At 39.5% G+C, this 24,772-nt stretch carries 28 protein-coding genes; 11 read left to right on the top strand and 17 right to left on the bottom strand.

The window, feature by feature from the left end:
• Positions 1 to 13: 13 nt before the first annotated feature.
• A complete protein-coding gene (locus FN924_RS01355) occupies positions 14 to 484 on the bottom strand; it encodes a DinB family protein (RefSeq protein ID WP_143891728.1) in 471 nt (156 codons plus the stop codon).
• A 129-nt stretch (positions 485 to 613) separates the two neighbouring features.
• On the opposite strand from FN924_RS01355, the gene FN924_RS19510 reads away from it, so the two are divergent.
• Both FN924_RS19510 and FN924_RS01350 read left to right on the top strand, forming a co-directional pair.
• Complete coding sequence (locus FN924_RS19510; protein WP_267129005.1) at positions 614 to 850, top strand: phosphoglycerate mutase family protein; 237 nt, start codon at positions 614 to 616, stop codon at positions 848 to 850.
• Positions 822 to 1,217, top strand: a complete 396-nt coding sequence (locus FN924_RS01350; RefSeq protein ID WP_267129016.1) for a histidine phosphatase family protein — start codon at positions 822 to 824, stop codon at positions 1,215 to 1,217. The genes FN924_RS19510 and FN924_RS01350 overlap by 29 nt, the downstream gene beginning before the upstream one ends.
• Before the next feature lie 9 nt (positions 1,218 to 1,226).
• Here the strand turns inward: FN924_RS01350 and FN924_RS01345 are convergent, their stop codons facing one another.
• The 3 genes from FN924_RS01345 to FN924_RS01335 are packed head-to-tail and all read right to left on the bottom strand — an operon-like array spanning position 1,227 to position 2,818.
• Positions 1,227 to 1,943 carry a metallophosphoesterase family protein gene (locus FN924_RS01345; protein ID WP_143891727.1) on the bottom strand — a complete coding sequence of 239 codons (717 nt, stop codon included), beginning with the start codon at positions 1,941 to 1,943 and terminating at the stop codon, positions 1,227 to 1,229.
• The gene (locus FN924_RS01340; RefSeq protein ID WP_228409528.1) at positions 1,944 to 2,285 is read right to left on the bottom strand and encodes a hypothetical protein; all 342 of its coding nucleotides are present in this window, start codon (positions 2,283 to 2,285) and stop codon (positions 1,944 to 1,946) included. It abuts the gene before it with no gap.
• A gap of 20 nt (positions 2,286 to 2,305) precedes the next feature.
• Positions 2,306 to 2,818: an NAD-dependent epimerase/dehydratase family protein gene (locus tag FN924_RS01335; RefSeq protein WP_143891725.1), complete on the bottom strand. Its 513-nt coding sequence runs from the start codon at positions 2,816 to 2,818 to the stop codon at positions 2,306 to 2,308.
• A 144-nt stretch (positions 2,819 to 2,962) separates the two neighbouring features.
• Here FN924_RS01335 and FN924_RS01330 point away from each other — a divergent pair, with 144 nt between their 5' ends.
• Positions 2,963 to 3,895, top strand: coding sequence for an aldo/keto reductase (locus tag FN924_RS01330; protein ID WP_143891724.1), 933 nt, complete (start codon positions 2,963 to 2,965; stop codon positions 3,893 to 3,895).
• A gap of 35 nt (positions 3,896 to 3,930) precedes the next feature.
• Here the strand turns inward: FN924_RS01330 and FN924_RS01325 are convergent, their stop codons facing one another.
• On the bottom strand, positions 3,931 to 4,896 hold the full coding sequence (locus tag FN924_RS01325; RefSeq protein ID WP_143891723.1) for an ABC transporter substrate-binding protein: 966 nt from the start codon (positions 4,894 to 4,896) through the stop codon (positions 3,931 to 3,933).
• Between the two features lie 188 nt (positions 4,897 to 5,084).
• On the opposite strand from FN924_RS01325, the gene FN924_RS01320 reads away from it, so the two are divergent.
• From FN924_RS01320 to FN924_RS19030, 3 genes are read left to right on the top strand one after another with little or no spacing between them, the layout of a single operon-like run.
• Positions 5,085 to 6,086 carry a FecCD family ABC transporter permease gene (locus FN924_RS01320; RefSeq protein ID WP_143891722.1) on the top strand — a complete coding sequence of 334 codons (1,002 nt, stop codon included), beginning with the start codon at positions 5,085 to 5,087 and terminating at the stop codon, positions 6,084 to 6,086.
• On the top strand, positions 6,083 to 7,135 hold the full coding sequence (locus tag FN924_RS19035) for a FecCD family ABC transporter permease (RefSeq protein WP_194709676.1): 1,053 nt from the start codon (positions 6,083 to 6,085) through the stop codon (positions 7,133 to 7,135). Before FN924_RS01320 ends, FN924_RS19035 begins: the two co-directional genes overlap by 4 nt.
• 12 nt (positions 7,136 to 7,147) lie before the next feature.
• Complete coding sequence (locus FN924_RS19030; protein ID WP_194709675.1) at positions 7,148 to 7,960, top strand: ABC transporter ATP-binding protein; 813 nt, start codon at positions 7,148 to 7,150, stop codon at positions 7,958 to 7,960.
• A gap of 34 nt (positions 7,961 to 7,994) precedes the next feature.
• Here FN924_RS19030 and FN924_RS01310 read toward each other — a convergent pair whose 3' ends face one another.
• The 8 genes from FN924_RS01310 to FN924_RS01275 all read right to left on the bottom strand — a co-directional run bounded on the left by FN924_RS01310 (position 7,995) and on the right by FN924_RS01275 (position 14,490).
• Positions 7,995 to 8,513: a YfiT family bacillithiol transferase gene (locus tag FN924_RS01310; protein ID WP_143891721.1), complete on the bottom strand. Its 519-nt coding sequence runs from the start codon at positions 8,511 to 8,513 to the stop codon at positions 7,995 to 7,997.
• A 29-nt stretch (positions 8,514 to 8,542) separates the two neighbouring features.
• Positions 8,543 to 9,325, bottom strand: a complete 783-nt coding sequence (locus tag FN924_RS01305) for a class I SAM-dependent methyltransferase (protein ID WP_143891720.1) — start codon at positions 9,323 to 9,325, stop codon at positions 8,543 to 8,545.
• Positions 9,326 to 9,463: 138 nt separating this feature from the next.
• Complete coding sequence (locus tag FN924_RS01300) at positions 9,464 to 9,667, bottom strand: hypothetical protein (protein WP_143891719.1); 204 nt, start codon at positions 9,665 to 9,667, stop codon at positions 9,464 to 9,466.
• Between the two features lie 244 nt (positions 9,668 to 9,911).
• Positions 9,912 to 11,180 carry an Nramp family divalent metal transporter gene (locus FN924_RS01295; protein ID WP_143891718.1) on the bottom strand — a complete coding sequence of 423 codons (1,269 nt, stop codon included), beginning with the start codon at positions 11,178 to 11,180 and terminating at the stop codon, positions 9,912 to 9,914.
• Positions 11,181 to 11,335: 155 nt separating this feature from the next.
• The gene (locus FN924_RS01290; RefSeq protein ID WP_143891717.1) at positions 11,336 to 11,818 is read right to left on the bottom strand and encodes a GyrI-like domain-containing protein; all 483 of its coding nucleotides are present in this window, start codon (positions 11,816 to 11,818) and stop codon (positions 11,336 to 11,338) included.
• Positions 11,819 to 12,025: 207 nt separating this feature from the next.
• Positions 12,026 to 13,165, bottom strand: a complete 1,140-nt coding sequence (locus FN924_RS01285) for an anti-sigma factor (RefSeq protein WP_143891716.1) — start codon at positions 13,163 to 13,165, stop codon at positions 12,026 to 12,028.
• Positions 13,158 to 13,658 (bottom strand): sigma-70 family RNA polymerase sigma factor, encoded by a 501-nt coding sequence (locus tag FN924_RS01280; protein WP_143891715.1) that lies wholly within the window; start codon positions 13,656 to 13,658, stop codon positions 13,158 to 13,160. The genes FN924_RS01285 and FN924_RS01280 overlap by 8 nt, the downstream gene beginning before the upstream one ends.
• A 238-nt stretch (positions 13,659 to 13,896) precedes the next feature.
• Positions 13,897 to 14,490, bottom strand: coding sequence for a helix-turn-helix domain-containing protein (locus FN924_RS01275; protein WP_143891714.1), 594 nt, complete (start codon positions 14,488 to 14,490; stop codon positions 13,897 to 13,899).
• Between the two features lie 355 nt (positions 14,491 to 14,845).
• Between FN924_RS01275 and FN924_RS01270 the strand changes: the two genes are divergently transcribed.
• From FN924_RS01270 to FN924_RS01260, 3 genes are read left to right on the top strand one after another with little or no spacing between them, the layout of a single operon-like run.
• Positions 14,846 to 15,520 carry a TetR/AcrR family transcriptional regulator gene (locus tag FN924_RS01270; protein ID WP_267129004.1) on the top strand — a complete coding sequence of 225 codons (675 nt, stop codon included), beginning with the start codon at positions 14,846 to 14,848 and terminating at the stop codon, positions 15,518 to 15,520.
• A gap of 3 nt (positions 15,521 to 15,523) precedes the next feature.
• On the top strand, positions 15,524 to 16,417 hold the full coding sequence (locus FN924_RS01265; RefSeq protein ID WP_143891712.1) for an ABC transporter ATP-binding protein: 894 nt from the start codon (positions 15,524 to 15,526) through the stop codon (positions 16,415 to 16,417).
• Positions 16,417 to 18,021 (top strand): ABC transporter permease, encoded by a 1,605-nt coding sequence (locus FN924_RS01260; RefSeq protein ID WP_143891711.1) that lies wholly within the window; start codon positions 16,417 to 16,419, stop codon positions 18,019 to 18,021. Before FN924_RS01265 ends, FN924_RS01260 begins: the two co-directional genes overlap by 1 nt.
• 150 nt (positions 18,022 to 18,171) lie before the next feature.
• Here FN924_RS01260 and bla read toward each other — a convergent pair whose 3' ends face one another.
• From bla to FN924_RS01245, 3 genes are all read right to left on the bottom strand, one after another.
• Entirely contained in the window at positions 18,172 to 19,104 is a 933-nt protein-coding gene (bla, locus tag FN924_RS01255; RefSeq protein ID WP_143891710.1) for a class A beta-lactamase, read from the bottom strand.
• Positions 19,105 to 19,109: 5 nt separating this feature from the next.
• The gene (locus tag FN924_RS01250) at positions 19,110 to 19,301 is read right to left on the bottom strand and encodes a hypothetical protein (RefSeq protein WP_228409527.1); all 192 of its coding nucleotides are present in this window, start codon (positions 19,299 to 19,301) and stop codon (positions 19,110 to 19,112) included.
• Between the two features lie 93 nt (positions 19,302 to 19,394).
• Complete coding sequence (locus FN924_RS01245; protein ID WP_158633899.1) at positions 19,395 to 21,401, bottom strand: penicillin-binding transpeptidase domain-containing protein; 2,007 nt, start codon at positions 21,399 to 21,401, stop codon at positions 19,395 to 19,397.
• 259 nt (positions 21,402 to 21,660) lie between these two features.
• On the opposite strand from FN924_RS01245, the gene FN924_RS01240 reads away from it, so the two are divergent.
• Both FN924_RS01240 and blaI read left to right on the top strand, forming a co-directional pair.
• Positions 21,661 to 23,430, top strand: a complete 1,770-nt coding sequence (locus tag FN924_RS01240) for a BlaR1 family beta-lactam sensor/signal transducer (RefSeq protein ID WP_143891707.1) — start codon at positions 21,661 to 21,663, stop codon at positions 23,428 to 23,430.
• Between the two features lie 62 nt (positions 23,431 to 23,492).
• Complete coding sequence (blaI, locus tag FN924_RS01235; protein WP_143891706.1) at positions 23,493 to 23,897, top strand: penicillinase repressor BlaI; 405 nt, start codon at positions 23,493 to 23,495, stop codon at positions 23,895 to 23,897.
• A 225-nt stretch (positions 23,898 to 24,122) separates the two neighbouring features.
• Here blaI and FN924_RS01230 read toward each other — a convergent pair whose 3' ends face one another.
• Positions 24,123 to 24,716: a YdeI/OmpD-associated family protein gene (locus FN924_RS01230; protein ID WP_143891705.1), complete on the bottom strand. Its 594-nt coding sequence runs from the start codon at positions 24,714 to 24,716 to the stop codon at positions 24,123 to 24,125.
• Positions 24,717 to 24,772: the final 56 nt, after the last annotated feature.

Here is a 24,772-nt window from a genome sequence, read left to right as displayed (position 1 = left end):
CCCTCCTCTACTTCTATTCAAACAATGGAATTCTTGGGTCTTTCCGTAATATATGTACCATAGTCGTGTGTAATTGACCCCGGTGGTGATAGACATGAGCTAATATTTCTAACAACCACTCATATCTGCTATACGTAACACCCCAATGAGAGGTGATTTGCTGTTGCAGCACCTCCTCAGAAAAGGACAGATATCCCTGCTCTAGTACGTCATAACTATGTAGAAAGGCTTGTTTAATTTCCTGAATAGTTGTAGGATTCACCTTCTTATAAAACCTATCCATTTCCACTGCTGTGACTCCGTTGGCAATATACCAATCCGCTTCACAAATTATGGCCAGGTGAGCTGCTAACTCCCCTACTGAAAATTTTTCCTTTGTTGGTCGCACATCCAAGTCTTCTTCGGTTAACATATTTACGAGTTTTACAGAGCTATCCATTGCAATTTTTATTTGATGAAGTGCTTGTTGGACAATCGGATTCATAGCATCTCTCCTTCAATTAACTTGACATAACTATATCAAAAATTTCCACTTTTTCTCATAGAAAAAAGGAGTTTTTTATACTTTGTGGAATATATTAGTTCCATTTCACATTCGAAGGAGGGATCTTCCATGCAAATTGTACTCATACGGCACGGGCAGTCAGAAGCAGACCTGTTGGAGGTTCATGAAGGAAGTGCAGATTATCCATTAACGGAAAAAGGAGTACATCAAGCGAAAAAGATGGCTAAAAGAGTGTTGGAGAAATTTCCACCAGCGTACATTTGGGCAAGTACACAATTACGCGCAAGGAAAACGGCCGACTTTTTTAGCAGAAACGATTGGATGCCCCGTTACCTATTTACATGATTTACGAGAGCACGATAACGGAGACTTAGCTGGAAAGCCATTAGCAGAGGTCCCTTTCCCTTGGGAGCTACACCCCCACGAAAAATTTGGAGAAACTGGTGAGTCCGCCATTGAATTCCAGGCACGAGCGGAACAGGTCTTTTCCTACATCAAAAAGAAAAGCACGCCATACAACCGGATAGCTATTGTCTCTCATGGTGGAATAATCTCTGGAATTTTGGAAAGCTTTCTTGGTATTTCCTATAACCACGATGTATTTTTCAAAACCGAAGATACCGGCATTCACTTTATTGAGTACACGGACCAAGGACGTGTTGTACTTCATTCTAATAGCTACAGTCATTTACAGGAGGAAAGCCGTCCCTAATCAGACGGCTTATTGTCCATAAAATATCCTTAAGATCGATTCGCGATCCGGAACCTTTCTCTCTTCAAACCCTTTGATAAAGGCGTCTTGATTATACGGCACTTCTTTTAAGCAGACATCGATCCCACCATCTGCCTTTATCGTGATACATGCATACGGCGCCTTAGCTTGATAGCTACAGCCTAGGGAACCGGGATTTACATATAGTCGTTGATTAGACTTAAAATGATGGAGAATGTGATGATGACCGAACAGCACAACATCCGCTTCTACATTCTCATAGACTTGATCTAACTTGTTGGAAGATGGTTCAGGATCAATTGGAAGAAAACGAAGATTCTTATCCAAATGGTAATGTCTAAACAGAAATGTCTTACCATTATACTCCGCATATTGCTCCATTGGCATGCCTTCGAGGAACGATTGAAAAGATGGATCCACATTCTTAGCAATCCACTGGTGGTGCACCTTTTCCTTTCCCTCACTTTCGGGCTCTTTCCCATTCCAAATATCCAAAATAGCTTGGTCATGATTTCCTTTGACAAAGGTAACACCTTGTCGAGTAGTAAGCCGCTGTAACACCTCATTGGACTGGTAGCCGATTCCTAATAAATCTCCTAAACAGTAGATATGGGAAATTGGTTGCCGGTTTATATCGTCCAATACCGCTTCTAGTGCAGCATCGTTCCCGTGTATGTCCGTTATAATGGCGATATTCGTATCCATCTAAGACTGCTCCTTATAAAAATCTATCAATGAAGAGAAAAGCTTTGGTAAAGGAGTGAATGAAAAACCGAATGACTGAGCAAGACTAGTATCAACTGACCATGGTCCCGGAAAATTATACGGAGAAGATGCCCCGTCTTGACTATAGTGCGCTTGCTTTTCTGTCAGCTTCTCTATCATCGCTATCATTTCTTTCAAGCTACAATCCTCTGTCGATCCAGGATTAATCGGACCTTCAAATGATAATTTAGCAATCTCATATAAAAACAGTGCCGCTTCATAAGAATCAATAAAACTAAACCTATGCTCTGGATGATCGATAGTCATGGCTTTTCCTTTCAATACGTGATCCACATGCCATTTCAGCCGCTCCGTATAATCGTCTTTTCCTCAATGGGAAACCGAACAGCGACTACCGGAAAGGTTTCTTGTTGAAATAGCACTGCTTCTGCTGCTCTTTTTGCTTCTTGATATCCCACATACCCTTTATAGGCTGAACGAGGCTTTAACAAGGCATGGAATGAAAAAGGATTAAAGTCCTCCTCCTTATGCTTAGTTCCATTTGCATAGACAGCCTGACTAGAGGTAAATATGTACTTTCCTATTTTATCTTTCAGAATTTCTCGTGTATCTAGTGCCTCCTGAGAGGAATAACAGGTTTGGTCAAACACCACGTCCCATCGCTTTCCTTGAAAGGCACTCTCCATCGATGCTCGGTCTTCACGAGTAATGATTATTCGATCGACAGAATCTCCGAATGAGTCCGGTGTAATTCCTCTTGTCGCAATCGTTACATGAACGTTTTTTTCTATTAAAAGGGACACAAGTCTTTTTCCTACGAATTGTGTTCCACCTAATATTAGAGCTGTTTTCATCTGTATGTCTCCTTATCCTTTTCCTGAGTCTAGTATATCATCCTAGCCTATACCCATTACCATATGAGAGCATATTACAGGAAATCATTACAAATATTATTTATGATAGAACTGTTCAACCTAAATAACAAGGAGTGATTTTACATGGTGAAGCACGTGCAATTAGGAAAATCTGACCTTTATGTCAATCCCATTGGGTTAGGAACAAATGCAGTAGGTGGACACAACTTATATCCAAATTTAGATGAAGAGGCTGGCAAAGAGCTTGTTCGAACGGCCTTAAATAATGGAATTAACTTTTTAGATACGGCTTTTATTTATGGTCCAGAGCGATCAGAAGAATTGGTTGGTCAGGTTATAAAAGAAGAAGGGAAACGAGACGAAGCGATTATTGCGACCAAAGGAGCACATAAGTTTGTCGACGGTGACGTAGTCATGGATAATTCTCCAGAATTCCTTACAAAGTCTGTGGAAGACAGCTTGAAAAGACTACAAACCGATTACATTGATTTATTTTATATCCATTTCCCAGATAAAGACACACCAAAAGCAGAGGCTGTTGGAGCTTTACAGCGTCTCAGAGAGCAAGGAAAGATTAAATCAATCGGGGTTTCCAATTTCTCACTTGACCAGTTAAAGGATGCAAACAAAGATGGATATGTGGATGTGTTCCAAGGCGAATACAACCTGTTGCAGAGGGATTCGGAAAAAGAGCTTCTACCATATGTAACCGAGCATAACATTTCCTTTATTCCATACTTTCCACTAGCATCTGGCTTATTGGCTGGTAAATATACGGAGCATACTACGTTTGATGATTTACGTAAAAATATGCCACATTTTCAGGGGGCAGCATTTAAAGAAAATCTGTCTAAGGTAGAACAAATAAGAAAAATCGCCGATAACAAAGGCGCCGAAGTGCCTCATGTTGTTTTAGCATGGTATTTAACTCTTGATGGCATCGATGCCGTTATACCTGGCGCCAAACGTGCGGAGCAAGTATTGAATAACTTAAAAACATTAGATGTTTCCCTCACACAAGCTGAAATAGAGGAGATTGACCAGCTTTTCAAGTAAATAACAGAGAAGAAGCCCAGGCTCGGGCTTCCTTCTCATTGATTGACTAATTTCTCTTCTAAATCATCCAACATCAAATTAGCTGCAATAACACCACCAGCAGTATTCCAAATCGTATCACTTACCTCATAAGCTTTACCTGCTTTTACAGCACTTAGATTGTTCCAAAGTGGATCTTTAATCCATTCATCCTCTACTTGCTGTCCTTCGCCTTTTTCATTCTCATAGGTAAAATAAAAGATAACATCTCCATCCATCTCTTGGATGCGCTCTTTCGTTACACCTTTAGCAGCAAAGTCCTCCACATCCTGAGATTCTGGTCGCGCTAACCCTATCTCCTCTAGAATAACTCCTGAGAAGGAGTCTTTATGATAAATACGAACATCATCTGGCATAAAACGAACCATCGAAACTTTCGTATCTAATTTACCAGCGTCTTTTAGACTTGTTTGTAAATCTTCTATTCTTTGGTTATAGTCATCTAAAACTCTTTGACCTTCTTCTTTTTTATTTACAGCTTCCGCAATTAATTCAAAATTTACTTTCCAGTCCCCACGTAGCGTCTCTTCAAATATTGTAGGAGCAATCGCATTTAATGCTTCATAATGCTCTTCTTGTCTCATTTTGTTTCCTAAAATTAAATCCGGTTCTAATGCGGCGATTGCTTCCAGATTAATGTCACTTTCCGTTCCAACTACTTCTACCTCTTTCATCTGATCCGCTATATGGTCATACCAAGGGTCTCCTGTCCAAGATTGGACCGCTCCAACAGGTGTGATGCCTAAAGATAGTAGAGCTTCCGTACCGTGATTAGTCAATACAACGATTCGCTCTGGGGTTCCCTTTATTGTCGTTTCCCCCATTGAGTGCTCTACTGTATAACTACTTTCACTTGTACTATTTGATTCCCCCTCAGCTTGATCTTTCTCCGAAGACCCACACGCAGCCAAAAATATCAATAAAGAAAGAAGATAGAGTGTTAAGTAAGATCGCTTAAACATAGTTGTTCCTCCTAAGTAATGATTATTATGTAAGCACTAACACATTAAATGATAATCGTTCTCATTTAACGTGTCAACAATAAATGAGAATGATTATCAGAATCATTGACAATCGAATTGGGGTCCTCTAGACTAAAAATGGACTAAAATAAGTTCGCAAAAAGGAAGTTAGATGAGGTAGAAAGCCTATGTTGAACAATAATCTAAGAAGAACAATTGGACTAGCACTCGGCATACTTGTTGTTGTTCTTCTTATGTGGGCAAGTGTCATTTTAGGACTAACGGATATCCATTCAAAAATGGTTATCGATGCCTACACACAATTCGATGGCTCAAATGAACATATTATTATCAAAGATACGCGAGTTCCTAGGGCTCTTATCGCAGCAGCAGTGGGAGCCAGCTTAGCGATAACAGGAACAATCATGCAAGGACTTACTAAAAACCCACTAGCATCACCCAGTATTCTCGGCGTAAACGCAGGTGCTAGTTTCTTTGTTGTATTTGGACTAGGTTTTTTAGGAGCTACAGCTTCCACTACTACTATTGCATCCCTCGCATTTTCCGGTGCGGCGGTCGCTACAATTATGGTCTATTTGCTTGGGTCAATGGGAAGAGATGGTCTTACACCTGTTAAACTAACACTTGCAGGTGCTGCGATTGGTGCCCTATTTTCCTCTATGACCCAAGGAATTCTTAGTTTAAATGAACAAGCTTTAGACCAGGCTTTATTTTGGCTTGCCGGATCTGTTCAAGGTCGTGACTTACACCTTTTGGTAGCTGCTCTTCCGTTTCTTGTAATCGGTTGGGTCCTTTCTTTACTATTAGGAAAGCATATGAACGTTTTTGCAATGGGAGAGGATCTTGCTAAAAGCCTTGGACAAAAAACATGGATGGTGAAATCGGTTGGTGGGATAATCATTGTACTACTTGCTGGTGGGTCTGTTTCCATATCTGGTCCCATCGGTTTTATAGGTATTGTGATTCCCCATATTTCCAAATGGTTTGTCGGAATTGATTTTCGCTGGGTAATCCCTTTCAGTGGTCTACTGGGAGCAATACTATTACTCGTTGCTGATATTGGTGCTCGTTACATCATCATGCCTGCAGAAGTTCCTGTTGGAGTTATGACTGCATTTATCGGTGTTCCCTTCTTTATTTTTATTGCGAGGAGAGGGATTCAACAATGAAAAAATATTCAACCTTTCGTTATAGTCGTCTTTCCTTTTTATTAGATAAAAGAGCACTTTTTATCACGGTTATTCTATGTATCATTACCCTTTCTCTCATGATTGTATCGCTAGGAACCGGTCAGATGGGAATAACCCCTTGGAATGTAGTAAAAGCAATCTTTGGCCAAGGTGAAAAACTAGATCTACTGGTAGTCCATTCTTTTCGAATGCCTAGAATCTTGTTATCTATCTTTGCTGGAGCAGGTTTAGCTCTGTCAGGTGCTATCCTTCAAGGGATTATTAGAAATCCACTGGCCTCTCCAGACATAATCGGTATTACAGGTGGTGCTGCTTTCACAACTGTTGCTTTTTTAGCACTCTTCAGTGACCGTAGTAATACGTTAACAGTAAGTATCCAATGGTTACCTCTTGCTTCCTTTATTGGTGCAGTCGGAATGGGATTTCTTGTATTTCTTCTTGCTTGGAGTAGACAGGGGATTGCCCCTGTTCGATTGGTGCTTATCGGAATTGGACTAGCAGCAGCAATGCAAGCTTTTACAACTATGATGATGTTGCTCGGTCCTATCTTTACAGCAGCTAGAGCGAATATTTGGATTACAGGAAGCGTAAATGGAACGAATTGGTCAGAAGTAAAAACAATAATCCCTTGGATTTCCAGTTTAGCTATCATTGCCTTCGTCTATGCGCGACGGTTAAATATTCAAGAGTTAGGTGAGGATTTGGCAACGAATGTAGGAAATCGTGTTCATCGTGACCGAATGTTTTTATTATTCCTTAGTTCTGGATTAGCAGGTGGTGCCGTTGCCTTTGCAGGTGGTATTGGATTTGTTGGACTAATGGCTCCTCATATTGCACGAAAGCTTGTTGGTTCTTCCTTCGGTGCCTTGTTACCTGTGTCCGCTTTACTAGGCGGAATCATCGTCATAGTGGCAGATTTAATCGCCAGAACAGCTTTTGCACCATTAGAAATTCCTGCAGGAGTTTTTACATCGGCCATTGGCGCACCTTATTTCATCTATCTTCTCTATAAAAATAGAAATCAATAAAGGATGACTATTATGCATGAATTATCTACTTCCTCTCTAAGGTTGGGGTACGAAGATACAATAATTATAGATGACCTAGATATCACCATTCCAATAGGAAAAATAACCGTTCTCATTGGAAGTAATGGATGTGGGAAGTCCACTCTCCTTCGTTCCCTTGCTCGCTTATTAAAGCCACATGGTGGATCCGTCGTTTTAGACGGAAAAGACCTAGTCACTCTTTCTACCGAAGAAGTGGCTAAGAGATTAGCCATACTTCCCCAATCTTCCATAGCACCAGAAGGATTAACCGTTTTACAGCTTGTGAAGCAAGGTCGTTATCCTTATCAAAACTGGATCAATCAATGGTCTCAAGAAGATGAAAAAGCTGTTAGATTTTCTTTAAAAGTAACAAATACAGAAGGTTTAATAGAGAAAAAGGTCTCCACCCTTTCCGGTGGTCAAAAACAACGGGTTTGGCTTGCGATGACTTTAGCGCAGGATACCAACATAGTTTTATTAGATGAGCCTACTACTTTTTTAGATGTATCACACCAAATTGAAATTCTGGATTTGTTATATGATTTGAACAAAAAACAAGGCAAAACCATTGTTATGGTTCTACACGATGTGAACCTAGCATGTCGTTACGCTGAGCATATGATTGCTTTAAAGAATAAAAAGATCTACAAGGAAGGTCCTCCTGAGGAACTCATTACTCCTAAATCTGTTTTAGATGTATTTGGGTTGCACTGTCAGGTTGAAACAGATCCCTTAACCGGTACACCTTTATGTATCCCTTACGGAAGAGGGAGAATCATAAAGAAAAACCTAATGGATCATTGAGGCTTAAAAAAATAAGGGAAGCTTATTCACTTCCCTACCATCCTTTCTTTTCTATTAATTGAGTGATGTGTGCTAAGTGATGTCTACCGTGCCAAGCTATCATTCCTGTATAAGTCGCTAATGTTAGCTCCCCTGATTCGGGATGAAAAAACGATCTTTCATACTCTACCGTCGAAAGGTTTTCAAGCAAAGCAACGGTTCGTTTATGAATCGAGTCTATGGTAGCTAAAGAAACCTCCACTGGTAATCGGTAGTCCCCTTGCTTAGCCCATTCTGCTTCCTGATAAGGCTTTATCGTTGGTTTATCCTCTGTCAATGCCAGTTTAAATCGAATAAAGCTATTCATATGACTATCCGCGACATGATGGACAACCTGACGTACGGTCCATCCTCCCTCTCGGTAAGGAGTAGCTAACTGCACCTCATCCAGCTTTTCTATTACATCACGAAATTGCCGAGGCAATTCTTCAATCTGGCTTAACCAAAACTCCCTGTCCTTCTGTGAAACAGCTCCTTTGTGTTCAAAATGTCCAATTGGATATCTTTCATCCATTGATCTTCTCTCCTTTTTATTTGATTGTTTTAAAGATGAATTACCTTTAGAGCACGTGTTGCCATAAACGTGTTTATGTATGGATCTAATTCGCGTGTTCCACCAAAATTGTCCTCGTAAAAGCCTGCAATGACGAATCCCACCTCTATTTGCCCTTGAATTTGGTCTTCTAGAGAATGTCCATATTCTATCGTTTCTTGTGCAGCTAGATGCTTTTTTCGTTCCTCTTCACTCATCGGATCTAACGTGGAAAACGGAATCGAATGTCTCACCTTTAAATTCCCTTGCATCTCTTCTTCGTCGTCAAAGATAAACAAAAGTGGGTTGACAAACCCTGATATCAAAACCCCATTTTGTTTTAATACTCGGTATGCTTCTTTCCAAACCGGCTGGATATCCTCTACAAACAAATTAGAAACAGGGTGGATAATAACATCAAAAAATTCAGCTTCTAAGCAGCTTAGGTCAGACATGCTTCCTTGAATCGTTCTTAAGGATAACCCATCTCTTTTCGCCACCATCTTATCTTGGTCTAATTGCTTTTGTGAAATATCCATCACCGTTACATCTGCACCAGCTGCCGCTAACACTGGCCCTTGTTGACCGCCACCAGAAGCAAGACATAAAATCTTAACTCCTTCAACAGAGGTCGGGAACCATTTACGAGGTACATTTTTAGTTGGTGTGAGTTTGATGGACCAGTCTCCTCGTTTACTTTGAGCTATCACTTCTTTGCTAACGGGCTTTGTGTAAACCACGCCATCCTCCACTTTTTTATCCCATGCCGCTTGATTATGTTTTATCGTATCCATATGTGTTCCGCCTCTCCGAACAAACCTTGTATTGACTAAATTGCATTTTATTTAAAAGCATTAATTTCCTTTTATCATATCAGAAATTTGTGACGGACAATATAGAAAGGGACACTCTCATCGTGTCCCTGCCGTCTTTTATTTGCCACCAAAAAATTTTCTTAACTTGTCTAATTCCTCTGGTGTATATTCCTTGTTCGGATCATAATACGGATTATTTTCCAAAGGATCCTTTGGATCTAGACTCGTTTTCATGGAAACCACTGGCTGTTCGTTTCCATCCTCAATTATCCGATCGTTTAGACTATCAAAATTAGGCATATCTGGACCTTCTTTTCCCAAAGCGGCACACCTCCTGTCTTTTATAGGATTAATCAAAACGACTAATCTATGTAAGACAAGTAGGCCAGTTTATCTAGGAATACACTTCTTTTACTGATAAACCTTTGACCGATATCCCATCCGAGTTGTTTTTCGCGCCTCCACTGGCGTTCAAGCAAATTACTGTTTTCATCTTTTGTCCTTCATTGTCCCTACTTCTATGAGCCGCATCTCATGAACGCTCTCCACTTTTCTTAAAGTTTATCTATAAAAAGTCCTTAATCATTCCATATAGCTCCATACATGTTAGTACAATAAATAAAATAGCACTTAGACTAAGAACTGTATTGGAGAGTCTTCCACTTTGGAATGACTTTTCAATACGAGTTGAGTTTAACAGCACGATCAAGGAGACTGCTAAAAACGGCATAAATAATGCACCTAAAAAACCATAAAGAATGATTAACACTACAGGTTTGCCAAACAAATGCAAAATCATAGGAGGGAATGTCAGCCAAAATACATAAAACTTATAAGATTTCGTTTTACTTATTTCTTTTTTATCAATATTGAGTTGACGTGTAGTGCGGACAAAGTCTGCAAATAAGTAGGATACCCCATTCCAGACACCAAGAATCGATGTAAAAGAAGCAGCCCAGAACCCGATAAGAAATAAAATCTGTGCAGTAGGATTTAATACGCTTGCCAGTTGGTCAGAGAACGTGATTAAAGCGTCCTCCCCTTCCATCGTTAACCCAGTACCATAAATAACGGCGGTACCCATAATCATAATTCCGATAGCAAAAATACTAGTTATCATATATCCACTCAAAGAATCCCAACGCATAATCTTTACATGTTGTTTTTCAGACCAATTCTTTTCTTGTAACCAGTATCCATAACAAGCCATCGTAATAGAACCACCAACTCCACCACTTAGTCCTAACGCATAAATAATCGTATTCTCTGACAAGACAGGCTTAAGTGTATTTAAGTGGGTCAACAAGTCAGGCAATACAAAGATCATACACCCAATTACGGTCGCAAACATTACACCAACGAGAATGGTCATCACTTTTTCAAAGAAACCATATTTTCCAGATAACACGAGTATGTAACATACCACTCCATTGATTATTGCCCACCAGATAAGATTTATTTGCGGGAATAAAGCATGGGCCGCTAATGCACTAGAAGCAGTTCCTGCTGCTCCATACACAAATCCCCAGATGATAGAATAGACGCCGAAATATCCCGTTGCCCATTTCCCCATACTTCTCCACCCTTCAAGCATGGTCTGACTACTCGCTAGATGCCATCGACCTACCCCTTCACCTAAAGCAAATTTGACAATAACGCCTAATACAACTGCCCAAAGAAAAGCAAGGCCGTATTCAGCACCTGCGACCAGACTTGTCGCAAGATCGCCAGCACCAACTCCGGTTGCTGCCACAACAATTCCTGGTCCGATTAACTTCCATTTGGTATGGTCTCGCTTGGTTGATACACCTGATTGAATGACTTTATCTCCCATACGTACCTCCTTCTATAATGGAAACCGTGTTTGTAACATTCTACGGATTTTCATTAAGCAATAGAACGCAACTTTGTCTCCAGTCCTATAATAGTTGGCCATATTAGGCACACAAAAAAAAGACAGATCGACATACTGTCGTTCTGTCATCCACTTTACACTTTTTTAGTGATAGGTATTAAGATTTCAAAATCTGGGTCTGCCATATCCCTGTCTTCCGGATAACGTTCATGCTTTATTGGGAGGCTATCGTAATAGTCCTTATCCGCTTCTTGAAAAGGTTGATAATCACTACTTTTTAACCACCTATCAATATCCATATAAGTCTGACCAATATCTTGGCCCTTCTCATGCTTTGTCGTTAAATAGGTCATTTCGGGCACTCTTATTTCTAACATACCTTCAGGAATCCTTTGTTCCTCCGTAACCTCATATACAGAATAATGTACAAATCCATCTGGGCGAAGATGGTAAGAGAGCCCCAATTGGATGTCAGGTTCCACTGCATGCTCTAGCTCCTGCCTTCTTTCATTGACCATTCGGATCGTTTCTTTCAGCTCTGGGATCTCTTGATACGAACCTTCCCATCTTAATCCAATTGCTCGGTATTCTGGTTTCTTCAAAATTTCATAACGCATTCCTTTGCCTCCTTTCATATATTTTTATAGAAGAACAATTCGCTGTTTATTTGATTTCTCCTTTTATTTATTTAAAAAATTTTAGTTGATTGTTAAAAGTGATATATGTCCCAGGAAATAATGACCACACTTGAGTCATGTACCGTCATATTCATATCTTAGTCCCTCTCATTACATTTGAATCTGAAGAGATTTCATCCTACTCCCTTATTCCATACTGATCCAATTCCAGAAGCCTACTTCATCAACCTCAATACTGCCAATCCAAGGCTCTTTTTTTAACTTTAATATTTCCTTTGTCGGACCTGTCACAACAACTCCGTAGTGCTTCACCCCGTTTTCTTTAAGATAAGTGATTCGATCTGTCAGGTCTAATTCTCCAAATACTAGGTTGGAGACCATTTTTTCATGATCCTCTAAAAACGAGAGTGTTTTCATAAATTGCTGATGGAAAATCTCCTCATCATCTGTGGAGTAATTTGGGGAATAGTAGGATTCACTTACGACACCACCAAAAAAACCTTCCTCTTCTTCTCTAGAATCTAAAATCATATCGTCTTCATGCCATATTGGAAAACTTGGGAAACCAATCGGTGTAGAGACGATTCCTTCCATTTCAGAGTTCGACTCCATCCCAGTATCAACTGCTAACCAAATTAGCTGCATATCTCTATCTTCAAAACGTTCAAATAAATCTTTCGTACCGATTAATTCCGAGAGTGATACGTAAGCGGAAACCACCGTCCCCTCTGGTATCTGTTCTAAGCGAGTCCATTGAGAATTCACCCCATCTCGAGACTGGTAACCAGGATACGAAAAAGCTGGCATAAACGAAGACTGTCTTCCGTAGCTTTCCTCCGCCGGATAACTCATCTTTGAAAATAAAAAGTCAATATTTATCTCACCTACTTGAAACGTATCACTCCCAACCGTTTTATTTAAATCTCTCGTTGCTTCTAAACGGAAAAACGTCTTTGTCTGAACGCTAGTTCCTCCAATGTAACCATATGGATTTGTGACCGTTAGAGTGTGATCGATCACATTACGATAGACATCTCTTCGATCTGGGGTACCCCATGCATAATAAATAGAGGTAAGAATGGAAGATACGATAAAAAATAGCGCCGTTAAAAGAATTGCTGTAAGCGCTGTTTGAAATCTTGCCTTCCACTTTCCACGTCTTAAAATTCGTTTTTGCCTCTTATCATTCATACCCCTCCCCTTATGTTGAATTGACTCTCGACCTTCTTCAAATTGATCTAATTCTTCTTCAAACGCTTCTATTTCTTCTTCAGACAACTCTCCTTTTTCATAGGCTTCGAGTTTCCGTTTAAACTCTTCATTCATTTCCCTCATCCGCCTTTCTACGTCTAATTGCTTGCCTACCTCTATACAAAAGAACTTTAAAATAACTAGTTTCTATGTCCATAATCTGAGCCGCTTCCTTTTGCGTTAATTCATGAAAATCATGCAGAAGGACGGCATGTTTATGTTTTTCTGGAAGGTTCTCAAGTATATCGATTACCTCTTGGATTGTCTCTTTTGTAACGAGAGTGTGATCTAATGATTTCTTCTTATCGAATACCCTTTGAAAGAAGCCTTGATCCTTAACCACCGTTCGTTTTTGCTTTCGATGGTCATCAATGAACACTCGATACGCCACTGTAAACAACCATGTTTTTACATTTTCTCCCGTATAGCTTTCCAAATAAAGATACGCACGAAAAAACGTTTCTTGCACTAAATCCTCGGCGGTATGATGGTTCTGCGACAGGGAGAGTAAAAATCGGTGAACATCTTGAAAATATGCTTGATACATTTTATCTACATTTTCTTTCATCTACTCCCCCCCTATTTATATAACGGATAAGATTGAATTCAGTAACAGATTCTTCAGATTATTTATCTCTGATTCAAATGTACCATTAATCGATTTAGTTGGCGGTCGTCATTTCAACAAGCAAGATCATAAAAAACCTAATCAGACGATTGATTAGGTTTTTACTCTTTCATTTACCTAGAGTCTTTTATTAGGTATGGAAACAAAAAAAGGCATATGATATGCCTTTAACTCCTACCTATTCTCTTTTTATATCCACTACCTGTAAACCGTGTTGATTACAATACGCAAACACTTTCCCTCGATAGATCTTCTGGAACCTTACTTCTGCACTTTGCTCCGGATATAATTTAACCATCGTAATCCTATCATAGGAAACAAATGCAAAGAATGAAATATAGTGGGCCTTGCTCATTTCATGACCCATCGTGACATAAAAGTCGTTGTCCGCATCCACTACCTTTATTTCATGGTCCTTATCCATCGGCTGTAAAGGTAATTGGGATACCTTTCTTCCACAGCATGAAATCTCTCCCTTACCTGTAGATGTCAGGACATTCTCACAATGTGGACAAACATAGAATTTTATACTTGTAATATTTCCATTATCACGCTGGTTTGCAACCAATTCCCCTTCTAAAATCTTTTCAATATTAACTCCCAGTATGTTGGAGAGCTCTCGCAACAGGGACACATCTGGTATCCCAATCCCTCTTTCCCATTTCGAAATGGTTTTATCACTAACATGTAACGCTTCTGCAATTTCTCTCTGCGTCATGTCCTTTTCTTTACGAAGACTACAAATTAAATCTCCAACTTTCTTACCATCCATTCCCACTCACCTCCGCTATTTATAGAATAGTACATTTTCATAAATGCACAATAAACGCTCCGGCGAGTTAAAAAGACAAGGTGCGAGACCTTGTCTTTTTTTCACTTAGCTTTCTGTATTTCTAGAATTAGATTTTGCTTTTCCTCTTCTTTGTTCTGCTGGACGCTTTTTACTATCATTTCCACCATGCTTAAACTTTTTGTCTGAGATCTCTTGTCGTGGCATATGCATTCCTCCATTGCATTATTTCTTTTTTTACTGTTTCCATTTTGTATTGGAGTATGCAAGGATAAGAAATCGTTTGAGCATAAAATATATAACGTTGACCAGAGTGGTCACCTTTGTTATATTATAGGTGACCACTCTGGTCACTTCTGTAGGAAAGGAGTTCAGGACAATCAACTCAACCTTTTTTAGCTTAAGCGAGGAAAAACAAAAACGAATTATAAATGAAGCCATGAATCAATTTGTTCAGAATGGGTTTGAAAAAGCATCGACAAATGAAATAGTAAAGGAAGCACAAATATCAAAGGGATCGCTATTTAAATATTTTACAAATAAAAAGGATTTGTATCTCTACTTACTTGAACACGCCATAAAAGTTATAGACTTTATCTATGATGAAATGGATTTACATGAACAAGACTTATTTAAACGTATATTGCAAATAGGAGTCATTAAAATAAAAATCCAACGAAACTATCCGTTAGTCTTTGACTTTCTATATGCTTCTCGCGGAGAGCAGTCCGTACAAGTCAAATCCGATATTGATCACATTATGGACGATACCTTAGAGGATGGGTTGAAAAAGATTTACGAAAATATCGATTGGTCGAAATTACGGGAAGATGTGGATCCCGAAAAAGCACTTCACATACTCAACTGGACAGCAATTGGTTTTGGTGAACTCCAAATGGAGAAAATCGGTTCCTTTAGCAACATGGGAGAAGAGCTTGGCACGAAGCTTCTTGATGAATGGAATAGCTATGCAGAGATATTGAGACGAAGCTTTTACAAAGAGGGGGAATGAGTAATGAGTCTGCTAAAAGTAACGAACCTAACAAAGAAATTTGGGAAGTTTACGGCTTTGGACGGGGTGAACCTCGAGGTTAATCACGGGGAAGTGTTAGGATTCATCGGACCTAATGGTGCAGGTAAATCAACTACGATTCGAGTGCTATTAGGAATCTTAAAAGCAACCGACGGAGAAGTGAAAATTTTCGATATGGATGCTTGGCAAGATGCTGTTGATATTCATAGACGAATCGCTTATGTACCTGGGGATGTGAATCTATGGCCTAATTTAACTGGTGGCGAAGTCATTGATTTATTTTTAAAACTAAATGGGACGACAAATAAAGAAAAACGCGAGGAATTAATTCAAAAGTTTGATTTGGATCCATCTAAAAAATGTAGAACCTATTCAAAAGGAAACCGACAAAAGGTTGCCCTCGTCGCCGCTTTTTCATCAGATGCAGACCTTTTTATTTTAGATGAGCCTACCTCTGGATTGGATCCTCTAATGGAAAAGGTGTTTCAAGAATGTGTAATGGATCTGAAAAAACAAGGGAAGAGTGTTCTCTTATCTAGTCATATCCTTTCCGAAGTAGAAAAGCTATGTGATCGAGTCAGTATTATTCGTCAGGGGCAGATTATTGAATCTGGATCGTTGAGTGAATTACGTCACTTAACACGAACTCAGTTACTTGTGGATACGAAACAACCACTGACTGGTTTAGATGACCTACAAGGCGTTCATGATATCGAAGAAAGCGAGCATGGATTATCCTTCCAAGTGGATAGTGACAAGATCGATGCCGTCATGCAACACATTAGTCCATTTGGAATCGTGAAGCTTGAAAGTGCTCCACCTACACTAGAGGATTTATTTATACGTCATTATGAAGGGGCAGGAGGTGAACAGTGATGGCTAGCAACAACTTAGCCGCTAAAACGGGATTCCTCTCTCGTTTTATTTTCCGTCTTGATCGTTTTCGTATTCTAATTTGGGTTGTTGCGCTTAGTTTTTTTACCATTATTGTGCCGACCGCTTTCCAGGATCTATATAAATCTCAAGCTGAAAGAGATGCCATGGCACAGACGATGGCAAACCCAGCCATGACTGCGATGACTGGTCCTGCAAATTTGAGCCATTATACAACGGGAGTTATGACGGCGCACCAAATGTTGCTTATGACGGCTGCAGTCGTTGGATTAATGAGCATTCTTCTCGTCACTCGTCATACACGTGCTGACGAAGAAGAAGGTCGGGTCGAAATCGTTCGGTCCTTAGCAGCTGGACGACTTTCCTATTTGAATGCTTCTTTAGTAGTCATCACCCTTACTTGCATTGGCTTAGCTTTCATCAATGGCTTTGGTCTTTATGTACTCGGAATAGAAAGTATGGATTTAGAGGGATCCCTTTTATACGGAACAGCGCTAGGGGCTACCGGTTTATTTTTCGCAGGAGTCACCGCCGTGTTCGCACAGCTATCGGATAGCTCACGCGGTACGATCGGGTACTCGATTGCGGTACTCCTTATCGCTTATCTATTTCGGGCAATTACAGATGTTACGAATGAATCCTTATCATGGATATCCCCATTAGCATGGGTGACCAAAGCAAAGGTGTACGACACAAACAACTGGTGGCCCATCGTATTGATGGTTATTGCTGCTATAGTTCTATACGTATTAGCGAATTATTTACATGCGATTCGGGACTTAGACAGAGGATTTTTGCCATCCAAGCCTGGCAAAAATCATGCGTCACACTTCTTACAAAGCCCACTTGGATTGGCGGTACGGTTGCAGCGAACAGGGATTATATCATGGGCAATCGGGATGTACGTATTAGGTGCGTCTTACGGGTCGGTATTAGGGGATCTCGAATCCTTTTTCGCAGATAACGATGCGATGAAACAGATGCTCCAACCTGCAGAGGGCGTCACCTTGTTAGAGCAATTTATCCCGATGCTGATGATTGTTATTTCGTTACTAGCCACTATTCCTCCCGTTATGGCGGTAAATAAGCTTCGTGGAGAAGAAAAAAAGGAACGTCTTACCCATTTATTAGGGAGAACGGTATCCCGGACAAAACTGTTAGGAAGTTACTTTCTCCTTGCGATTGTGAATGGCCTAGTTATGCTATCGCTTGCAGCACTTGGCTTATGGTCTGTCGGGACAACAATGGTCGAAGATGGGTTATCCTTCGAAATGGTATTTGGGGCGGCATTGTCCTATTATCCTGCTATGCTAGTGATGATTAGTGTATCCGTATTCCTAATTGGACACTATCCAAAACGAACCAGCTTCATATGGGTATATGTTTTATACTCGTTTATCGTCCTGTATTTAGGTGGATTATTCCAATTCTCCGATTGGGTTGGCAACCTTTCTCCATTCGGATACGTACCTCAATTACCTGTTGAAGACTTTTCAGCTATTCCGCTCGTGCTTCTAAGCATGGTTTTTATCATGTTAACAGCGGTAGGTTTTATTGGCTTCCGCAGACGTGACATCGAACAATAATTCACACACAAAAATAACGCTTACCAAACGGTACGCGTTATTTTTGTTCGTTTCTTAGGGAATTTTAGTGGGTGAATTATATTCACTGTTATGTAATACCCGATCATAATTTTTTTAAACTACTTCCATTCTTGAAACACCGTTATACTTTTAACTGTTTTCTTCTGAAAACTTAACATTAGGATAGAAAGTTTTGATTACGCTCTTTGTTGCATCCGCAATAAGCTGATCGTCATAATCCGCATCTTCTTGATTGCGAGAAGAGAGTACGGAAAGAATAATAGGTGCATCATTTGGGGGCCAAATGATACCAATATCGTTTCGTGTTCCATATGCTGCTGCACCAGTCTTATCCCCTACCACCCAACCTTTTGGGGTACCGGCACGAATTAAATTATCTCCTGTAGTGTTTCTTTTTAGCCAGTCTACTAATAATGCACGTTTTTCATTTTCCAAGACATCACCTAGAGTATAAGCTTGAAGGCTAGTAGCAAGTGCTCTCGGTGTGCTTGTATCCTGGATCTCTCCTGGCTCCACATCATTTAACTCTGGTTCCATTCTCACTGGATTCGTGATAGTATCGCCAATTGCTTCGAGCAATTGTTTGAAGACGTTGGGTCCACCCAATTCATTTAATATTAGATTCCCAGCTGTATTGTCGCTATAGCGAATTGACGCCTCACAAAGCTCTTTTAAAGTCATACCTAATTCGACGAATTTTTCTGTGATAGGATTATAATTGACAAGATCGTTTTTTGAATACCTAATTCGCTTATTCAGCTCTGGTATGGATTTTTGTTGTAATAACGCCCCCACCGCTAACGCTTTATGAGTAGAAGCATAAGCGAATCGCTCATCTGCTCGATAGGCAATCATTTCATTAGTACCTGTATGTAGCGCAAATACTCCAAGCCTTGCATCGTAGGTTTTCTCCAATTTAGCAAAATCTTTTATACTATTTTTTTCTTCTTTTTTAGACTCATTTTCTATGGTTGAGTTCGTTTGATTGTCATCCAGACCACAAGCTCCAAGTAGCATACACAAAAGAATCAACACACATCGTTTGAAAAAGTTTATATTCATGTTTCTTATCTCCTATCTACTTTATTTGGATTGCCAAAATCAGTCGTATTCTCAACAATAGATTGATAGTTTCGATCAAAAAGTTCTCCTCTTGGTGTTGGAATTTTTGTTATTTCATGCACTGTTTCATCTATCTTCGCTTGAAACACATCTCCATTTAGAACCTGCACACTACCAAGCCGAAGAATGACGACCATAACTAACAAAAATACAATAATGAACAGTATATTAAGTCTTAAAGTAATCTCTTTTTAAAACATTTTTATTTTCCACCTTTCCCCGTGATCCATTTAAGGTAAAGATTGAAAAATATGCTTGGCTTTATTGACCACGTACCCACTTCCTCCACGTTTCTTTACGTCCTCTACCATCATGGCTAAAAGCAACTGTGGGTCCCTTGTATTAAATCCAACAAACCACCCATTTTCTGTTCCACGATCATCATCCTTACTTACTTTCAGCTCTGCTGTACCAGATTTTCCACCTATTTCCTTGTCACGTAGGAAAGCTCCGTGTGCGGTACCGTTTGGATCTTGTACGACATCCATTAAACTTTGCTTAATGATCTCTACCACTTCTGGCTTCACGATGCTTTTTTTCCAAATCGATGGACTTTCCTCATCCTTTAACAGGTATGGTGCTAATAAATCGCCCTCATTCAGAAAAGGAGTGTACAAGATAGCCAGATGAAGGGGGCTCATCATCACCTCTCCTTGACCATATGACGTATCAACGAGCTGAATTTCACTAGTTATTCCGTTATTCGAAAGGGTAGATGGCTCAACTGGTATAGTGAACGGAATTTGTTCTCCAAATCCAAAGACTTTTGCTTTCTTTAGAAAGGTATCTGTTCCTATTTCCAATGCTTCCTGAGCAAAGTAAATATTGTCTGAGTGAACAAAGGCATCTCTTAAGTTGACGGACAATTTGTCGTGAACACGTGTCACATAGTAGTCACCCCATGACGCATCTTTTGTCCATCGTAGCCCTCTGATATGTTTCACTTCATTCGGATTAGTTACACCAGTCTCCAGTCCAACAGCAGCGGTAATCGTTTTAAATACCGATCCCGGCGCATAGCGATTTGTATAACGAGCTAAAAATGGATTTTTCGGATTACTATTCCATTCCTTCCATAGATCCTCAGAAAGTCCCCGAACAAATGCATTTGGATCATAGGAAGGAGAGCTAACTAGAGACAGTACAGTACCGCTTTTGGGATCTATGGCTACACCTGTACCTGCATCGCCTTTTAATTGTTCGTACATTTCCACTTGTAGCAACGCGTCGATGGTTAATTGAATATCTTCCCCATCTATAGGGTCCGTTTTTACCAACGTTTCTTTAAAGCTTCCGTCTTTATGGCGAATAAAAATATGAGCTCCATTTCTCCCCCTAAGCCTTTCTTCAAATAACTTTTCCAGTCCAGTTTTTCCTACAACATCTCCTGACTTGTATCCTTTATCTTTCAGTTCCTCCAATTGTTCTGCTGTTACCTCACGCACATATCCTGTCAAGTGTGCTGTAGCAGCAGCATAAGGATAGGTACGAATTTTTTTCTCTTGAATGACAACACCAGGTATTTTTTGAAATGGGATAAGATCATGTTGTCCAAAGGGTAACGTAGTGATCGGAACAAATAAATGAGGCTTTACCCATGATGCATCCAACTTCACTTTTATTTGTTCAACGGGCATCCCTATTTGTTCCGATAACGTCTTCATAGATTGCTCTGGCTCTTCCTTTAGTAATTCTGGAACAATACCTACGACGCTTGCATTATCATTAATTGCCAGTCCACGCCCCCCTGTATCCCTTATCTCTCCTCTCGTTGCTTTTAACGTTTGCACCGCAACTACATCGCCTTCTTCAAGGGATGGAAAAATGAGTGAAGGATTCCATTGCACGAACCACCCCTCCTCTTCATCATGTTCTTCCTTCAACAATGTAACTTGATGCTTATATTCGATAGGACCTGCGATGGTATCCATTTTCAGTCTATACTCATAAGTCGCAGAATCTTCTTTTGCCTCTTCTTCATCATCTTGAACTCGATTAATCTTTAAGTCTTGGACTTCTGCACCAGTGTAAATATTCTTATATCGCTCTATGAAGTCTTCTTGTGAAATCTTCTTCTTTGAATCTTTAGAAAGATGGTTATACATCTCTTTATAGTTCATACTTTGCCATTGTGATAAGTAAGCTTGAAATACCTCATCTGGCTTTTCTTTTTCCAAACAACCCGTAACCATAAGAAGCAACAGAACTCCTATGACACTTCTCAAAAGTCTTCTCAACTCTTCCACTCCCTTCCACAAAATCAAAAGACGAATGTCTAGCCCAACACCTCCCCCTCTGATTACATATGTAATATTGATTACAATTGTAATATATACTACACTTGTAATCCGATGATGTCAATACGATGGAGGTGATTATTTGGTAGTTGCTATACCAAATGTTCCATGCTAGACTTTATGTGTATTACACTTGTAAGAAAATTTTTATTCGAAGAAAAGTTCTTTTAATAGATGGAGAGAAAGGGAGATTTTCCGTATGTTCTTCACGCATTTTATAATTGGCTTAATTGTTTCTTCCTTTACTGTTATTATGGTTCTTTTGACTCGAAAAGTCTTTCACAACCAATTATCCTCCAAGTGGCGGTATCATTTATGGTTTCTATTGTTTATGGCCTTGTCGCTCCCATTTTTACCGAATAGCGTTCTGCACGTAGGAAGTCAGATTGTGTCATTGGATATGAATCAAAGTGATAAAATCATGACTTCTACTTCTTCCATGGAACAAACAGAAATAAAAACTGGCGATTGGATGCAAGATTTCTCCTTATCTGTTAATAAAAATAATCCTGAACTATTGAACAACCTTCTGATGTACTTTTGGGTGATAGGGGTACTTGTTTTGATCATAGTAAACGTACACGCGTGGATGAAAATGAATAGAATTAAGCATTCCACATCCGAAACAAGAAACGAAGAGCTTCTTTCCTTATTTCACCAGTGTAAGCAGGAGTTACATGTAAAGAAGGAGTTAGTTTTGGGAGAATCACAGCTGGTCCAATCCCCGACAACTTTCGGCCTAATCAGGACCTACATCGTATTGCCGAATCATTCTAAGGAATGGCTTTCTAAAGAGGAAATAAAGTATATCTTTTTGCATGAGCTTCACCACTATAAGTCAAGAGATGTCTTAAGCAACTATGCTATTGTATTATTTCAAATATTATATTGGTTTAATCCCCTAGTTTGGTTTGCTTTTAGAGAAATGAGACTGGATCGGGAAATCGCATGTGATACTGCTGTTTTACATCATCTAGATGAGAGTTCCCGTGTTAAATATGGAAATACCATTATTCATTTCTTAGATCGAACCAAATCGAGATACCTTCCTTTGACGAATCATTTCTTTGGTTCAAAGGTCCAAATAAAGAAACGTGTTGAAAAAATAGCCTCCTTTACAAAAGAATCCAAAGTACTGAGATTTAAAAGCGCAGTAATCTTTCTACTTGTTGGGTTAATCGTTGTTAGTCAGATTCCGTTAGTGTCCGTATTCGCTGCTGATGACGAAAGATATTACTTTCATGGTAAACATACAGCTTATGAAGATTTGAGCCCCTATTTTGAAGACTATGAAGGAAGCTTTGTACTATTTGATATGAAAAATGACCAATACCATATTTATAATAAAGACAAAAGTACACGGAGGGTCTCACCAAACTCCACATACAAAATATATAGTGCATTACTTGCATTGGAGTCCAACGTTATCTCAAGAAATGACTCCAGCTTAAAATGGAATGGTATCGAATACCCTTACGATGCTTGGAATCAAGACCAAAATCTTTATACAGCAATGTCTCACTCTGTGAACTGGTACTTTCAACATATAGATAAAAAAGTTCAATTAGACTCCATCTATGAGAATTTAAAAGAAATAGGCTACGGTAATTTGGATGTCTCTGGTGGGGTAGAACAGTTTTGGATGGAATCTTCTCTCAAGATATCTCCAATTGAGCAAGTACAATTACTAACTTCTTTTTATAAGAATAAATGGGGATTTAAAGATCAAAACGTGGAAACAGTTAAAGATGCCATTCTTTTAGAAGAAAAAGGGAGTACAAGACTATCTGGTAAAACAGGAACTGGCCGTGTAAATGAAAGAAATGTAAATGGATGGTTCATTGGCTATGTTGAAGATGTGGATAACACTTACGTCTTTGCAACAAATATCCAGAATGGACGTAATGCTAGTGGAAGTATAGCAGCAGATATAACTCTATCTATTCTCAATGCCAAAGGAATTTATTAAATAGCCCTGTTTTCCGATTATATGGAAGTGGAATGAATTATGAAAGCGGGAGATGATTATATATGTCTAGAAATATACCAAATATCTCAGAAGCAGAATGGGAAGTAATGACCGTACTTTGGGACAAATCTCCACGTACAGCTAATGATGTCATTATTTCTTTGGAAAAACGAACCGATTGGAAGCCAAAAACAGTACGTTCATTGCTAGACCGTTTAGTACAAAAAAAGGTAGTCGGTATTAACAAAGATCAAAAGGTATATACGTTTTATCCACTATATTCACAAAGTGAATGTCAACGAGAGGAAGCAAAGTCCTTTATTCAACGATTTTATGGAGGAACATTGAAATCAATGCTTGTTCACTTCATAGAAGAGGAGTCCTTATCCGATGATGATATTAAAGAACTACGTTCCATCTTAGATGAAAAGCCCAAGCAAAACAAAAAGAATGAGGCTGGGACATAACGAAAAGGATTAGCCGAACAACAGCCTATACTAGCTCCGAAAATATACGTAGACTCCGGTGGGAGGAAAGGCATCGGTGAGACTCCACCGTGCGTCAGCACGAGGAGGCTCACCAGCCGCCCGCGGAAAGCGTCGTATATTTCCGGAGCGGGGTATAGGCACTATTTAAATTGTTCGTTTTTTCATTGCTTACTATACTTTTGCCCCAGCCTCATTCTTAAATTTCTAATCATTTAGACCTTTACCATCTATAATCTTCTCTACATATTTTTCAATCCTGGTTACTCGAGTTTTAGATTGTTTGGCTTTTGAAAAATAAAGGATGTACGCCCTCTGTCTTCCTGGGGTCAATGCTTCAAACGCGGTTTTCAAGGCTGGAAGCTCATCAAACTTTTGCTCAAGCTCTTCAGGTATTGGATAATCGGAATGTGGTTTTAATTCCACTTCCAATCCAGCTTTTTCCACTTCAACTGCTTGTAAAATATAAGATTTCAGCATGTCTTCTATCTCTTCTATTTGCTGAAGATTCGTAAACCGAATCTGCCGTGCTGCTTGTACATTCTCCGTTTGTTGGATTAGAATGCCGTGGGCATCCTGTAGCAATGCTCCTTTGTGAAAGAGAAGCGCACAATAGTCTTTAAAGCCATGAATGAGTACAACACTTTTTCCATCATACGTGTAGCACGGATGCTTCCACTTGAAATCTTCCGTTACACCACAATCCAGAACAATGCTTCTTAATTTCACAAATTCTTCTTTCCACTTTTTAGCTTTAGCTAGAAATTCCTCTACCTTAGGATTTAATTCACTATTTGTCATGGAGTAACACCTCTTTTCCCTTCTGTTGAAACTGCTTCCCAAGCCACTTCCCCTTC

Origin of the sequence: Radiobacillus deserti, from assembly GCF_007301515.1 — a bacterium.
Taxonomy (GTDB): domain Bacteria; phylum Bacillota; class Bacilli; order Bacillales; family Amphibacillaceae; genus Radiobacillus; species Radiobacillus deserti.
This window is presented reverse-complemented; position numbering and strand designations above follow the sequence as displayed.